General features: G+C 44.6%; 18 protein-coding genes. 7 read left to right on the forward strand and 11 right to left on the reverse strand.

Annotation, left to right across the window (positions count from 1 at the left end; genetic code table 11):
• Positions 1-151: 151 nt before the first annotated feature.
• The 3 genes from NH462_RS13965 to NH462_RS13975 are packed head-to-tail and all read right to left on the reverse strand — an operon-like array spanning position 152 to position 1,810.
• Positions 152-559, reverse strand: a complete 408-nt coding sequence (locus NH462_RS13965; RefSeq protein WP_045963681.1) for a biopolymer transporter ExbD — start codon at positions 557-559, stop codon at positions 152-154.
• A complete protein-coding gene (locus tag NH462_RS13970) occupies positions 552-1,055 on the reverse strand; it encodes a MotA/TolQ/ExbB proton channel family protein (protein ID WP_253106131.1) in 504 nt (167 codons plus the stop codon). Before NH462_RS13970 ends, NH462_RS13965 begins: the two co-directional genes overlap by 8 nt.
• 14 nt (positions 1,056-1,069) lie before the next feature.
• Entirely contained in the window at positions 1,070-1,810 is a 741-nt protein-coding gene (locus tag NH462_RS13975; RefSeq protein ID WP_253106134.1) for an energy transducer TonB, read from the reverse strand.
• 63 nt (positions 1,811-1,873) lie between these two features.
• On the opposite strand from NH462_RS13975, the gene NH462_RS13980 reads away from it, so the two are divergent.
• The 3 genes from NH462_RS13980 to NH462_RS13990 are packed head-to-tail and all read left to right on the forward strand — an operon-like array spanning position 1,874 to position 4,654.
• The gene (locus NH462_RS13980; protein ID WP_253106136.1) at positions 1,874-2,791 is read left to right on the forward strand and encodes an ABC transporter substrate-binding protein; all 918 of its coding nucleotides are present in this window, start codon (positions 1,874-1,876) and stop codon (positions 2,789-2,791) included.
• A complete protein-coding gene (locus NH462_RS13985; RefSeq protein WP_253106137.1) occupies positions 2,791-3,846 on the forward strand; it encodes an iron ABC transporter permease in 1,056 nt (351 codons plus the stop codon). Before NH462_RS13980 ends, NH462_RS13985 begins: the two co-directional genes overlap by 1 nt.
• 1 nt (position 3,847) lies before the next feature.
• Positions 3,848-4,654, forward strand: a complete 807-nt coding sequence (locus tag NH462_RS13990) for a heme ABC transporter ATP-binding protein (protein ID WP_253106139.1) — start codon at positions 3,848-3,850, stop codon at positions 4,652-4,654.
• A 107-nt stretch (positions 4,655-4,761) separates the two neighbouring features.
• Here the strand turns inward: NH462_RS13990 and NH462_RS13995 are convergent, their stop codons facing one another.
• Positions 4,762-5,892, reverse strand: coding sequence for an MFS transporter (locus tag NH462_RS13995; RefSeq protein ID WP_253106141.1), 1,131 nt, complete (start codon positions 5,890-5,892; stop codon positions 4,762-4,764).
• A 207-nt stretch (positions 5,893-6,099) separates the two neighbouring features.
• Between NH462_RS13995 and NH462_RS14000 the strand changes: the two genes are divergently transcribed.
• Positions 6,100-6,288: a hypothetical protein gene (locus NH462_RS14000; protein WP_253106144.1), complete on the forward strand. Its 189-nt coding sequence runs from the start codon at positions 6,100-6,102 to the stop codon at positions 6,286-6,288.
• Positions 6,289-6,411: 123 nt separating this feature from the next.
• On the opposite strand, the gene NH462_RS14005 is transcribed toward NH462_RS14000, so the two are convergent.
• The 5 genes from NH462_RS14005 to NH462_RS14025 form a co-directional block, all read right to left on the reverse strand.
• Positions 6,412-7,071 (reverse strand): YoaK family protein, encoded by a 660-nt coding sequence (locus NH462_RS14005; protein ID WP_130165794.1) that lies wholly within the window; start codon positions 7,069-7,071, stop codon positions 6,412-6,414.
• Positions 7,068-7,484 (reverse strand): VOC family protein, encoded by a 417-nt coding sequence (locus NH462_RS14010; RefSeq protein WP_253106146.1) that lies wholly within the window; start codon positions 7,482-7,484, stop codon positions 7,068-7,070. Before NH462_RS14010 ends, NH462_RS14005 begins: the two co-directional genes overlap by 4 nt.
• Positions 7,481-7,921, reverse strand: coding sequence for a DUF2214 family protein (locus NH462_RS14015; RefSeq protein WP_253106149.1), 441 nt, complete (start codon positions 7,919-7,921; stop codon positions 7,481-7,483). Before NH462_RS14015 ends, NH462_RS14010 begins: the two co-directional genes overlap by 4 nt.
• Positions 7,922-7,941: 20 nt before the next feature.
• Complete coding sequence (locus tag NH462_RS14020) at positions 7,942-8,352, reverse strand: NUDIX hydrolase (protein WP_010370086.1); 411 nt, start codon at positions 8,350-8,352, stop codon at positions 7,942-7,944.
• A gap of 549 nt (positions 8,353-8,901) precedes the next feature.
• Positions 8,902-9,894 carry an LLM class flavin-dependent oxidoreductase gene (locus tag NH462_RS14025; protein ID WP_253106151.1) on the reverse strand — a complete coding sequence of 331 codons (993 nt, stop codon included), beginning with the start codon at positions 9,892-9,894 and terminating at the stop codon, positions 8,902-8,904.
• Between the two features lie 288 nt (positions 9,895-10,182).
• On the opposite strand from NH462_RS14025, the gene NH462_RS14030 reads away from it, so the two are divergent.
• Genes NH462_RS14030 through NH462_RS14040 form a run of 3 tightly spaced genes read left to right on the forward strand, consistent with a single transcriptional unit; the run spans position 10,183 to position 11,537 of the window.
• Complete coding sequence (locus NH462_RS14030; RefSeq protein ID WP_010370094.1) at positions 10,183-10,647, forward strand: hypothetical protein; 465 nt, start codon at positions 10,183-10,185, stop codon at positions 10,645-10,647.
• Positions 10,648-10,674: 27 nt separating this feature from the next.
• Positions 10,675-10,998, forward strand: a complete 324-nt coding sequence (locus NH462_RS14035) for a LysR family transcriptional regulator (RefSeq protein WP_253106153.1) — start codon at positions 10,675-10,677, stop codon at positions 10,996-10,998.
• Entirely contained in the window at positions 10,992-11,537 is a 546-nt protein-coding gene (locus NH462_RS14040; protein ID WP_253106155.1) for a LysR substrate-binding domain-containing protein, read from the forward strand. Before NH462_RS14035 ends, NH462_RS14040 begins: the two co-directional genes overlap by 7 nt.
• Positions 11,538-11,569: 32 nt before the next feature.
• On the opposite strand, the gene NH462_RS14045 is transcribed toward NH462_RS14040, so the two are convergent.
• Both NH462_RS14045 and NH462_RS14050 read right to left on the reverse strand, forming a co-directional pair.
• Positions 11,570-12,055: a GNAT family N-acetyltransferase gene (locus tag NH462_RS14045; protein ID WP_017217713.1), complete on the reverse strand. Its 486-nt coding sequence runs from the start codon at positions 12,053-12,055 to the stop codon at positions 11,570-11,572.
• 140 nt (positions 12,056-12,195) lie between these two features.
• A complete protein-coding gene (locus NH462_RS14050) occupies positions 12,196-12,876 on the reverse strand; it encodes an RDD family protein (protein WP_253106157.1) in 681 nt (226 codons plus the stop codon).
• Positions 12,877-12,961 lie beyond the last annotated feature (85 nt).

Consider the following 12,961-nt stretch of genomic DNA (forward strand, 5'->3'; position numbering starts at 1 on the left):
GTGTCGTTATTTTTTACACGCACTTCAACTTTGCCCCTGATCTTCCCTAGTGTTCTAACATAGAGCCGGCCTTTAGTAGACAGGCTCCCCAAGATGAAATGCGATTGTCGTGGCGCAATATAACACACATAAATCTAAATGGTAATTGTTTTTATTCGCCTTTAACAATTAAATTTGCTACTTGAATATTGAGCGTACTAAGCTGTGCAAAAAGTGATACCAGTGCTTCACTGGGTACTTGTTTATCCACGGCGATATAAATCACCTCTGACTTGTCTAAATGGCCAAGCGCTTGTATCAGCGTGTTTTCCGCGCTAAACGGCTGCTCGTCTAAGGCATAGGCTATTTGACCATGATTGAACATGACACTTACAACCTTAGGTGTTTTTTCCAGCACAACCTCGCCATTTTTTCCCGCTGTTGGTAAGTTGACCTCCAAGACGTTGAGTTTTACGGCCACACTGAGCAGCAAAAATACAAGGACGATAAAAAGTACATCGAGTAACGCGGTTAAATCAGCGCCTAGGTGCTGAGGTTTGGGTGTTGGCAGCTCAAGCATTATCCGCCTCCACCAAGATAAATTGGGTATTCATATAAAGCACAAGCTCGCTTTGAAAACGCTCAACCATCGCTTGCAAAACGCCATAAATAAGTAAACATGGCATGGCTATCGCCAGTCCCGCCATGGTTGAATACATGGCTTCCCATAATCCATCCGCTAATAACGCGGGTGTCACCGCTTGCTGAGTTTCGGCAATGGTTTTAAACATCAAGACCAACCCCCAGACGGTGCCAAAGAGTCCCATTAATGGGCTTAGCGTGCCGATAATGCTTAAGATCACTAACCGCTTACGCCACTCAAAAACATACCCTTGTAACCGCAAAGCGCCAACTGCTTTGCTACGAAAAAAATGGGGTTTACGCTTGATTTCATGAACGGTAAACCAAGCGCGGCTAAGCACCCAAAGCCGCTCAATGATCACCGCAAGCGCAATAACCGACAAACATAAAAATGGCCATTGCATTGGGCCAAGTTGGGAAAACCAAGACTGCATCGTAGTATTACTCTCTAAGAAAGGGAAAATTTAATGGGTACGGTAAATAAGGCTTTTACAGCATTACCATCACGAAAAACTGGATGAAACTGCCATTGCTCAACGTTCTTGCGAGCAGCCACGTCCAAAGATTGATGACCGCTACTTTTAACCAAAGTTAAATTCACGATTTCACCTTTTTGATCCAGCTCAATTTCAAAAATTGTCACGCCTTCAAGTCCTCTTCGCTTGGCACGCAGTGGGTAGCTAAGCGCAGGTCTTGGTGCTTTGAATAAAGGTAAAGCATCTAATTTAACAGGAGAGTCATCGGTACTATTTACTTCACTGAGATGCCTCGCTGAGGCCATTTTCGTCGCTTCTTGCTGCGACGTATTTTCTCGTGTTGAGGTAGGCGCTGTCACTTCGATAGCTTTTTTGTTCTCAGTCACTATGGCTTCGTTAAGCTTTTTAGGTTGTGGCCGCTCATTGGCCTGTTGCTTGGGTTTAGGTACAGGCTTGGCTTCCTGTTCTTGCCTTTGTGGTTTTTTAAGTAAGTGCGTAGTGCCGTTAAAATCAGATGGCACTTGCTCTGCTACCACTTTTGAAGCTGGCTCTTGGGAAGGTTGTGCCGTAAACGAAATCATGAGTGGTTTGGTGACTTTACTCACTTCATTTGCAGCAACGCCTGAGTGCCACACCAGTGCTGAGCTTGCAGGAAATAACCACCACAAGCCATGCAGCAGAGCGGAGACTGTGATGCAGATAATTAATTTCATATTGATAAAAGCAAATGATAACTGTTATTATTCGCAATAAATACTAACAAGTTTGGATTTGTAATGAAAGCTCAAATTACGACACTGCTAACTTCTAGTTTGCTACTACTCACTTCTGTTCTTCAACCTACCTATGCTAATCAAGGTGCCAAAAATATCGTGGTTTCTGGTGGCTCTATCACAGAGATTATTTATGCACTTGGCGAGGAAAATCGTATTGTTGGCGTAGACAGTACTAGCGTCTTCCCTGTTGCTGCGACCGATAAACCACAAATCGGTTACGTAAGAAAAATCAACGTTGAAGGGATCCTTTCCTTGAATCCAGACTTGTTACTCGGCGAGGCCGACACCGGCCCTGACAAGGTATTAAAACAACTTCAGGAGACCGGACTCCCCACCTATATTTTCAGTGATAACGATGATCTTGCTGGTGTCGAAGAAAAAATAACAACAATCGCCGAATTACTGGCAGTTAAAGATAAAGGCCAAGCGCTAGTCGAATATATTCAAGCCGACAGAAAAGCCTTAACTCATGTCCTGAAACAAGTGAACAACAAACCTAAAGTATTATTTGTTTTGAGCCTGCGTAGTGGCCAACCAATTGTTGCGGGTGCTGGAAATTCTGCAGATGAGGTTATCAACGCAGCTGGCGGCGTTAATGTTGCAGCACAGCATTTTGACGGTTGGAAGCCGCTCGCAACCGAAGCGGCCATCGCCATGGATCCTGATGTCATCATTAGTATGGGCCGCCATGGCGAGCAAAAAGCGATGGATTTAAGCCAAGTCCCCCACTTTAAGTTCTCAAACGCCGTTAAAAACAACAGGGTTATACTTATCGATGGAACGTATTTACTTGGCATGGGCCCACGCACGCCACAAGCCGTGGTTGAGCTGGCGACCTTACTCCACCCAGACGCCACACTGCCCAAGGGTTACCGATTTCGAGCAGCCCAGTCTGCACCAAAAAATGAGTCTCTATAATGCTAGCACTCGAGCAATCTTTAATTCCCGCTGAAGTTGCAAGAAAATGGATGTTGTTGGGACTGATTATTGGCTGTATCGTGGTGAGTTTTATTGGCCTTAGCAGCGGCGGGGTGAGCATTAGCTACAGTCGTCTGATGGATATTCTCTTTGCAGGTCAATCAAGTAACTTAGAGCACGCGGTGATCTGGCAAATTAGATTACCAAGATTGGTGCTCGCAATTGTGGTGGGTGCTGGACTTGGCGCATGCGGCGCAGCAATGCAAGCGATCTTTAGAAACCCGCTGGCAGATCCAGGGTTAATTGGGATCTCTAGTGGTGCCGCACTTGGCGCAATTAGTACCATCGTATTAGGCTCTACGTTACTCAGTGGATTTGCTGATTATCATGGAATTTACGCCGTGCCAATCGGTGCTTTTCTGGGCTGTCTTGGCGTGTGTAGTTTAATCTACCGTTTATCCAGCCAAGGTAATCGCTTCACAATTGTCAGTTTGTTGTTAGCGGGTATTGCAGTAAACGCCATTGTTGGTGCGGTCATCGGAATACTGACGTTGATCAGCTCAGATCAACAGTTACGCGACCTAACCTTTTGGAGTATGGGATCACTTGCAGGTAATAGTTTCACAACTATCATCCCATCGCTGTGTTTAATGTTGGCTTGCTGCTTTGGTTTTAGCCGCTTAGCTCAACCGCTCAACCTCTATTTACTTGGCGAGCAACAAGCTAGACACCTCGGGGTCGATGTCGTGCGCCTGAAAAAGAAAGTGTTTGCTTATACCGCATTGTGCACCGGTGCAGCGGTTGCACTAACAGGTATTATTGGTTTCGTTGGCTTTATTGTTCCTCATATAGTGCGCTTATTAATCGGCCCAGATCACCGCTATTTGTTACCTGCTTCGATGTTGGGTGGGGCAATTTTACTGTGTTTGGCGGACTTACTCGCGCGCACACTCATTCTCCCATCAGAATTACCGATAGGCCTTATCACCAGTGCTTTAGGTGGCCCTTTTTTCCTGATCATGCTGGTGAAAACGTATCGTATAAAGGAGCTTTAGCATGCTAAAAGCGAATAGTGTCAATGTCCAAGTGGGGCAAAAATTGTTGATCAAAGACATTGATTTTTCAATCAACCCGGGGGAGTTTGCCGTTGTTCTTGGCCCCAACGGTGCAGGCAAGTCTACCCTACTCAAGGCGCTGTGCGGCGATATCTCGCTCACACAGGGCGATGTCACCTATCATCAACAACGAGTGCAAGACTTAAGTGCCTTGGCACTGTCTCATATCCGCGCCGTACTCACGCAGCAATATGATTGTGAGTTTCCATTTAGCGTGCAAGAGATAGTGGATATGTCGCACTATGTACATCAGCACAATTGTACACCAGACTCGCTTCGCGAATATTCACAGCAAGCGATGCAAACTTTATCAGTCGAGCATTTAGCAAAGCGCTGCTTTACTCAGCTATCAGGGGGAGAAAAGCAAAGGGTTCAGTTTGCGCGAGTACTTTGCCAGCTGCTACCCACCTTAGATGCGAACAACCCCTGCTACCTGATGATTGACGAGCCTACCGCAAGCCTAGATTTATATCATCAGTATCAAGTCATGAAGCTGGCTCAGCAAATAGCTAAACAGGGAGCGGGCGTGGTCGCAGTGGTACATGACTTGGCCCTCGCTGCAAGCTTTGCCGATAAGGTATATCTGCTACAACAGGGCGAGTTGGTTGCCACCGGTTCCCCAGAGGAAGTACTCAGTAACGCACAATTAATGAGTACCTATGGGATTGATGCAGAGATCACGCTTTCAGATATGTTTTTACCAACCCTGGGGGTTGCAAAGGCATTTGGACTTTCGGCAGAAAAATAACCTGCACTTAAACAGGCTAGCATACACCAGCCTGTTTAATCAGCTCGCTTAACTCAGCTCCCAACTTTGAAGCTAACATTAAGCAAGTTGCTAGTTACCTCCTAAATTCATGCGCCTTTTACGGGGCGCAAACACAAAATGGCAAGACTAAACAAAATAATAGCAAGCAGCGCCATCGCAGCTACACCAAGGCTGTAAGCAAAACCTGCGACGGCAGACCAAATCGCTACACCAATGTGCATCATGCTCATAGCCAGTGAGATGAGCACACCGCGATGTGCAGGCGAGAGCTCTGAAATATATGCCTGTAATGCCGGAGCACCAATGCCGCCAGCCAATGCCCAAAGTGTCATCAAAAAGTATAACGGTATAAGAGAGATACCTTGATACCAATAAAGACCGCTACTGGCGATGAGGCAAACGACCAATGACGCACGCATAACCTGCCGCCCACTTTCAAAGTGGGTTGCGAGTTTTGGCATCATCAGGTTTCCAGCAACACTCACTAAGCCTAATAAGGCATACAGTACACCAATAAACCACACTGACAGTGCTTGTGTATCTCGTAAATGCTGCCCAACCAAATTGAATAAACCAATACCACCACCTAAACCAATACACATGGTAAGTAACGCGCCAACAACCCCGGGGATTTGCCATAGCCTGTCAGACATTTTGGTGCCTTCTACAGCTTTGTCATTTGGGATCGCACGGCGGTTTACAGTAAGTAATAACGCCACAACCCAAGTGGCGATCCCGAGTGCAACAAAAGCCGCTCGCCACGACATTAAATGCGTTAAAAATGCGCCAAACGCAGGACTTGAGATCATGCCAAGAGTTAAGCCTGCTTGCACCCAACCGATCCGCTTTAGCGCATCTCCACCAGAGCTTGCCGCGATGGCAAATGCGATCGGTAGCATGCCAGCACTGGCAATACCTGTGATCACACGAGCAACCAACCCCCACTCAAATGAAGTGACAAGCCCTGTCGCGATAGAGGCACCACCAAAAACCACGATTGCAGGCAAGATAATAACGCGACGTCCTACTTTATCCGAGAGCGCCCCAAATAGCGGAGCCACAATCGCTAGGGCAACGCTGTAAGTGGTAATAAACAGTGTAACTCGCTCAGGCTTTACACCTAATTCGAGTCCAATAGGTTCAAGAATAGGCCCAAGCATCAGCTCATCGGCGCCAACTAAAAATGCAATAAAGGCGAGTAATAAAGTCAATAACATCTCATTACCCCTTTTTTGCGCAGCAAACGTTTACCTTGCAAGTGTTCAGCAAAGCAAAAGAAGTAAAGCCAATATTAAGTTGGTCTTTGTTTAGGTTACTGCCTGACATTATCAGGCCTTTTAAAATCAAGTTCATTAAATTACATCCATAAAAACGGGAGATCGACTGTGATACCGACCTCCCGTTTCAAAAAATTTCGAAAACGTGTGCCACTGAATTTCGGGCACAAAAAAGCCGGCGATGAAGTATCATCGCCGGCTTCGTCTTTCCAATCATCAGATACACTGACGCCGTCCACCTTTATTCAGGTAGTCGCCAATGTCTCTGATGAAGATTTAGAAAGTAAGCTCCGAGCAACACTTCATCGTGTTAATGCGCGGAGCAAAGCCTTCTAACAAAATTCTTAAATAGGATGTAAAACATCGTGGAAAGATCCAAATTAAAATCGCGCGCTAATCTATACGATGTTGATTAAGTAGTCAATAATCCAAACTAAGATACATCAACACAACGGTGTGCTACCCCTTATCCCTAAGCGCAAAGCGGTAAACACCTGCGATCAGCAAACAAATGGTTATAGGCAACCACAGCGCCTGAAAGTAAAACTTGTTATAAAGCCAAGCGCCTAACACGCCACCAGCCACAAACCCTGAGATTATCAACACAAACAGTTTTGCTTTTCTGGTATCCAGTGGCTCGCCTCTACATAGCGCCCCAATCATTAGTCCTAGGTCGGTGAATATTCCTGTTACATGGGTTGTCCTCACCACGGCTCCACTGTACGTGGTGGCTAATGCGTTTTGTAGTCCACAAGCTGCAGAGGCAAAAAAGTGACCATAAAAAGAGCCTTGCATCAGTAAGACGAGAGACACGGTAAGCAAAATAGCTTCAAGTATCAGCGCGGTATCGTAATGTTTGCCAAGCCTTAACGTGGTGCCATGCAGCAAAAACCCCGCAAGTGCAGAGCCAAGCAAGAACGCGAGTAACACTCCAAATAAGTGCAGGGTTTCTTTAAGATTGTCACCTAAAAAACTGGTTCCGAGCATAGTCGCAGTGCCGGATAAGTGAGAAACGGATTGATGCTCGAAGCTAAGTAGGCCGATTGCATTCACAAATCCTGCGACGAGCGCCAATATAAAAGCGCCGATCTCAACCCATTTTGGTAACTTTGAGATCATCTCTTCGCCATGGGATGATCAAGGTTTAGCTGCAATAAGTCCCAGCGGTTGCCATAGAGATCTTCAAATACAGCAACCGTGCCATAATCTTGCTCTTGTGGCTCGCGAATAAACTGGATACCAATAGACTTCATGCGCTCATAATCACGCCAGAAATCATCGGTATTTAAAAATAAAAATACCCGTCCACCAGCTTGATCACCAATAAACTTCTGCTGCTCTGGTGTAGAAGCTCTGGCAAGTAGTAACGCCGTACCATGAGAGTTAGGCGGTGCCACCACCACCCAGCGTTTATCTTGCTCAGGTTGATAGGTGTCTTCTATTAATTCAAAACCTAGTTTATTGACGTAGAAGTCGATGGCCTCATCGTAGTCTTTAACAACGAGCGCAATATTGACAATATTTTGTTTCATGATGAGGGCAACCCATAGCCTCTTGCCATAAGTGCAGCAAGTAGCGGTAAAACTAAAAGTAACAGCATTTCTAGCCTTTTAATGACGATGATGCGCTGGGGCACAGACAAATTAGCTGCTGTTGTCTTACGATGCTTCAATAAAAACACAGTCGGAATGATAGATAGTAAAGCGATTAACAAAAATAGTCCGACTTTGGCATGGAAAATCGGATTTTTAGTGTAGAACTCAGTGGGCTTGCCAACTGCAAACCATAGCGTTAACCCTGCGCCAAGGGTTACAAGCGCACTGACACCATACAAACCATCAATTACTGCTAATCGCTTAATGCTCTGACTACTCATTGATTTGGAGAGTAGTATGTTTTCAATCGCGAGCGTTGATGCCAAAAATAAAATACCGATAAAGTGAATATATCTAACGACTATCTCTTCCATGCTATGCCCCAATTGTTATTTTAGTTCTGATAAAGTGTGTTGTTTTCTTCTAAAAAGTTCACCAAAGGTAAAAACAGAGGCTGCGGCAATTTATCAAGCGAAAACCACTGCCATTGTTTGCATTTATTTGGCTCTTTAACTTCTGCATTATGAGTATCGCACCTTGCCATGACAAACAGAGTGACATAATGTTTCTGCTCATCGGAAAAATAATCATTAGTAAAACCCAGCTTTTCAACGTTTACAACATCTAGCCCCGTTTCTTCATGCACCTCTCTTATTGCGCATGCCTCAATGTCCTCTCCATACTCTAAATGGCCACCCGGCGTTGCCCAAGTATGTGCGCCATGAGCACCGATGCGCTCACCAAGCAAAATTTTATTATCGTGCATTATGACCACGCCAACCCCGACGCGTACAACTTGATCCATCATTTTTCCTTTAGGGCCTGTTTACCTTTCAAGTTTGTTTTTGCAGCAGTTTGATTGGTATTTGTACAAGGCAGAGCCTGCGTAGCATAGTTATTCTATGTGAGTCAGGCGAGAACACAGTAGAAATGCTAATCAAGCGCTGCCCTTTGGGTTCACCTGAGTGCGCTCTGTTCATTGTTGCTCAACTTTTGCCTAGATTACTAGGCGGCAAGTCGAGCGTCGCGACCAAAACACACTCAGAAGAACAAAAATCAAACAGAAAAGTTCAACAGGCCCTAGTTGTTACTGCAAATATTGTCTCGCTAAACTTATTATTCAGGGTGATTTAAACACCTCTAGCTCAGCAAGTTTAGCTTCTAGTACCTTAGTGTTTTCATTTTCATGACGGAGCGTTATTTCTTTCGCCCCGACATAAAAGGCAGAATAAGTAGAGAAAGGATACGCAACCAAATCGTTTTCAACTTTCGTTCCTTGTAAATTTTTAACTCACAGTGTACCGCAAACCTTCTCTTAAGTACTCTCTTAAGTACTACCTTCACACTCCAACTTTTACGTTAAGCTCGCCAAGATTTCAAGCGCATGTTTTCTATCACTTAGCTCGTATAAATCGTTGGTAAAAATAAACTCATCGACCGCTAACTCACGTTTAATCATGCTGAGTTTATGGTGGACAGTCGCGGGACTACCAACAACAGATAGCCCTAAAAAGCTTTCGACTTGCATTTGCTCCTGGGCATTCCATAGACCCTCCATCGAGTCAACGGGGGGTTTCAACCATAACGCCTGACCTCGCATCAATGCTAGGATACGTTGCTTTGACGTGGTAGCTAAATACTGCGCTTGCTCGTCGGTATCGGCTGCAACTACCGGTAAACCAAGCATTACATAAGGTTTATCTAACACCTTTGATGGTTGGAAATCGCGGCGATAAAGCGCGATAGCATCATGCACGAATCGTGGCGCAAAATGACCCGCAAATGCATAAGGTAGACCTCGCTTTGCGGCGAGCTGGGCACTATAAAGGCTCGAACCAAGCAACCAAATCGGTACATTGGTATTTTCGCCCGGAATGGCACGCACCGAGGATTTACCATCATAAGGCCCGAGCAAGGTTTGTAATTCAGCGACTTCATCGTCAAATTGCTCCGCACGTCTGTCATCGCGACGCAATGCTCGGCTGGTAATCGGATCGCTACCAGGCGCGCGCCCTAATCCCAAATCAATACGCCCTGGATAGAGGCTTTCTAAGGTGCCAAACTGCTCAGCGACAACTAACGGTGGATGATTTGGCAACATCACGCCACCCGCGCCCACCCGAATATTGTGAGTGTGTCCGGCAATATGCCCTATCAATACAGAGGTTGCTGCGCAGACAATGCCACGCATATTATGATGTTCAGCCATCCAAAAGCGTTTAAAACCGAGTTCATCCGCTTTTTGCGCATAAGCTACGCTGTTAGCGAGGGTTTGTGAAACGGTATCTTGCTCTTTCATCGGGCTTAATTCGAGCAAAGAAAATGGCATGTTAGCAAGTGAAGTCATAACAATCCTTAACGGTTTGAGTTACACCATAGAGTAAGGGTTGCAGCATCCATTTCAATCCGAAATCCCGCACTACATTGTTGCTGATTTTCGACTATCGCTATGTTGCAGATAAGAAGCCTGCTTCACCTGTAATTTGATGACTAGGCAATTAGGCTAACCCTGTATTTGAGGTAAAATTCTTTAGTTTCGCGGTGCGTAAGCGCAACATAGCAATCACATAATAATCCACATAAAACCAGATTTTGCCTGCTAGACTCATTAAAAACTGACTTGGAGCAACATCTTATGAGAACCGCAATCCTGTTTATTTTATTTACTTTTAGTAGCCAGTTATTAGCAGAAACGGACACAACTAAAATCAATAAACTGTTCGACAGCTACATGAGTAAATACAACCATTATCTGCAAACTGGTGATTTACCAACCAGCCCTCAACTGTACACAGATACGCTTATGTTAATGTCATCACGTTCAAAGCCGAGCGTGATCACGCAAACGCAAATGAATAAACAGGTGCAAGTATTCTTAACACGCCTAAAAGAACAAGGTGTCAGTCACGTAAAATGGAGCAAGGTCAGTATTCATTTTCTTGATAAAAATATTGCGTTGGTGAGCAACATCGCTGAGCGATACACCCAATCAGGCGCACTTTTTAATAAAGTAGGCGCAAGCTATTACGTCTATTTAGTTGATGGTGAATGGAAAATATCTGCGTTCGCTGTACATGATGCGAAAAACACTTTACTTTAATTGCATCTAAACTTTGGTGTTGTAGGCATGGAAAACTGGGATGACTTTCAATTACTGCTTGCCTTAAAGCGCGCCAATACACTCAGAGGTGCAGCCAAAGTTCTCGGCGTAAACCACACGACGGTATCTCGCAGGCTACATGTTTTAAATCAACGCTTTAGTCTTGATATATGCATGCTTTCGCAAGGCAAAGTCACGTTTTCTGAATTGGGACTGCAGCTGCTCAGTGCCGCTGAAAATATGGAAGCCTGCCTTGCCCCTCACTTAAGCCAAATTAACACTTCGGTTAAGCAGTTAAAGCAACAAATAAACCTACTATCCCCCCAGCGATTTTGCAGTTTGTCTTGTTAGACGAATTACATGAATTTCAGCAAAACAATCCTTACCTCACGCTGTCGATAAATACTACTTATGCACTTTCCGAGCTAGAGAAATCAGAGGCCGACGTTGTGATCCGAGCTTCTCACGTTCCGGATGAGCACTTAGTTGGTCACCGGCTATTTCCGATTTCACTTGGCTACTTCATGCATAAAGACTATCTCGATAAACGCACGAGTGAAAACGTTTCTTGGATAACCGCCAGCGTAACAGAAAGACCGACTTGGCTACTTGATACGCCCTATCCAAACGCCCCAATTTCTCTATCAATCGAAGATTTAGTGCTGCGTCATCAGGCTGCATCCAAAGGGCTTGGTATGATCAGAGGGGCGCATTATATTGCAAGGCATTTTCCTAATTTAATCGAATTTGCACCAGCGAGTGAACACTATGCAGATTTATGGATCTTAACCCATCCAACAAAAAAATCCTTACCCAACGTCAAGCGGCTTATCAGCTTTTTACTTAAGGCTATGCGCAGTAAACAAATACTGATCGACTGCGCAAAATAACATTCGCCACGTTAGTTTAGAGCCTGTCCACTTTAATCAGCCAACCATTTGTACATAACATAGCTATCGACCAAACCCAGCCTAGGATGCTTGTAAGCCTTGGGAATAGTGCCCACAATGGTAAAACCAAGCTTTTGCCAAAGTTTAATCGCCAGTTCATTGGTCGATACCACGCTATTAAATTGCATGGCTTCGAACCCCAACGCTAACGCTTGTTGCTGGGAATGTTCACACATCAGCCGTGCAATTCCTTTACCACGAGCCAAACTCGACACCATGTAACCACAGTTACATATATGACTGCTCGGGCCCTGTGCATTTTGTTTTAAGTAGTAAGTGCCAAGTACCTCACCGTGTTCAACAAATACATAGGCTTTGAGCGGCGTTTCGCACCAAAGTAAAAATGCCTGCTCCATACTCATGGTTGAGTCAAATGCATACGTTTCTTGCGCTTGGATCACTTCTGAAAATGTTGGCCAAAATGACTCAAAATCATCCCGAGTTATCTCTCTTATCATATTGTGCCCTCAAATTTGCTCGTCTTGTTAAGTTCTGTAAACCAAACAAAGAGTAGTATTGAATCAAACCTCATCGCGGAATATTGCAAAGGTGAGGCGAAGTTTGGTTTTGCCTGCTTTCGTTATTATTTTTAGAACATTTAATCGACTCGCACCACCACTGTCTTACCTATGTAATCATGAAGCGCTCTAGACTTATCATTTAATATTACGCTGCCAAGTTCCGCTAAGAACCAACATAACAGTACCGCCTCAATACCTGACAAAAGATGCAACATGGCAGGTGGAACAGTATTGTTCATTAATAATACAACACTCAAAGCCATGACGAGTGCCAAAAACAACATATAAAGCACCAGCTCAACGGATTCGCGACGAAGCGACTGCTTAATACTGATTTTTTGTTCTGTATCGTGATCTACTACCTTAATTCTTGTAATCATCTTACCAAGCGTTTGACCATAACAACCGTGCATAAATAGGTTATAAAGCGACATTTGAATGCAACCAACCGTCGTGAGTAACAAGTTACTGCCGTGGTAATTGAATCCAAAAATTAAACACTCAATATAGATGACAACAGAAAGAATGAGACCATCAATAAATATAGCCCCAACTCTTGGCCAAAATGTCGCATATTTACAAGGTTTGATATACGCTTCGGTGCGCGTCTCACCTTGTCTGTTGTGACCATTGAACTTGTCGTTAAGTAACGTTACCACAGTTTCGTAACGCTCAGGGTACTTATCCCTATCGATATGTTTTTTTACTTCTAGTAGTTCTTCGTACGAATACTCTGAAAAGGGTGGTACTTCAAACACTTTTGATTTTTCCTAAATTGACAAACAGGTATGCAGACAAAGCAAGCCGTGTAAAACGTGCCCACGGCCTTTACCCAACTGTGAC

This window comes from Pseudoalteromonas sp. OANN1, from assembly GCF_024124685.1.
GTDB classification, from domain to species: Bacteria; Pseudomonadota; Gammaproteobacteria; order Enterobacterales; family Alteromonadaceae; genus Pseudoalteromonas; species Pseudoalteromonas piscicida.

Coding starts and splice junctions, on each gene's coding strand:
- NH462_RS13980 (WP_253106136.1), top strand. CDS start 1,874: ATGAAAGCTCAAATTACGACACTGCTAACTTCTAGTTTGCTACTACTC.
- NH462_RS14005 (WP_130165794.1), bottom strand. CDS start 7,071: ATGATCTCAAAGTTACCAAAATGGGTTGAGATCGGCGCTTTTATATTG.
- NH462_RS13970 (WP_253106131.1), bottom strand. CDS start 1,055: ATGCAGTCTTGGTTTTCCCAACTTGGCCCAATGCAATGGCCATTTTTA.
- NH462_RS14020 (WP_010370086.1), bottom strand. CDS start 8,352: ATGGATCAAGTTGTACGCGTCGGGGTTGGCGTGGTCATAATGCACGAT.
- NH462_RS13975 (WP_253106134.1), bottom strand. CDS start 1,810: ATGAAATTAATTATCTGCATCACAGTCTCCGCTCTGCTGCATGGCTTG.
- NH462_RS13995 (WP_253106141.1), bottom strand. CDS start 5,892: ATGTTATTGACTTTATTACTCGCCTTTATTGCATTTTTAGTTGGCGCC.
- NH462_RS14025 (WP_253106151.1), bottom strand. CDS start 9,894: ATGACTTCACTTGCTAACATGCCATTTTCTTTGCTCGAATTAAGCCCG.
- NH462_RS14015 (WP_253106149.1), bottom strand. CDS start 7,921: ATGGAAGAGATAGTCGTTAGATATATTCACTTTATCGGTATTTTATTT.
- NH462_RS13985 (WP_253106137.1), top strand. CDS start 2,791: ATGCTAGCACTCGAGCAATCTTTAATTCCCGCTGAAGTTGCAAGAAAA.
- NH462_RS14030 (WP_010370094.1), top strand. CDS start 10,183: ATGAGAACCGCAATCCTGTTTATTTTATTTACTTTTAGTAGCCAGTTA.
- NH462_RS14010 (WP_253106146.1), bottom strand. CDS start 7,484: ATGAAACAAAATATTGTCAATATTGCGCTCGTTGTTAAAGACTACGAT.
- NH462_RS14035 (WP_253106153.1), top strand. CDS start 10,675: ATGGAAAACTGGGATGACTTTCAATTACTGCTTGCCTTAAAGCGCGCC.
- NH462_RS13965 (WP_045963681.1), bottom strand. CDS start 559: ATGCTTGAGCTGCCAACACCCAAACCTCAGCACCTAGGCGCTGATTTA.
- NH462_RS14045 (WP_017217713.1), bottom strand. CDS start 12,055: ATGATAAGAGAGATAACTCGGGATGATTTTGAGTCATTTTGGCCAACA.
- NH462_RS13990 (WP_253106139.1), top strand. CDS start 3,848: ATGCTAAAAGCGAATAGTGTCAATGTCCAAGTGGGGCAAAAATTGTTG.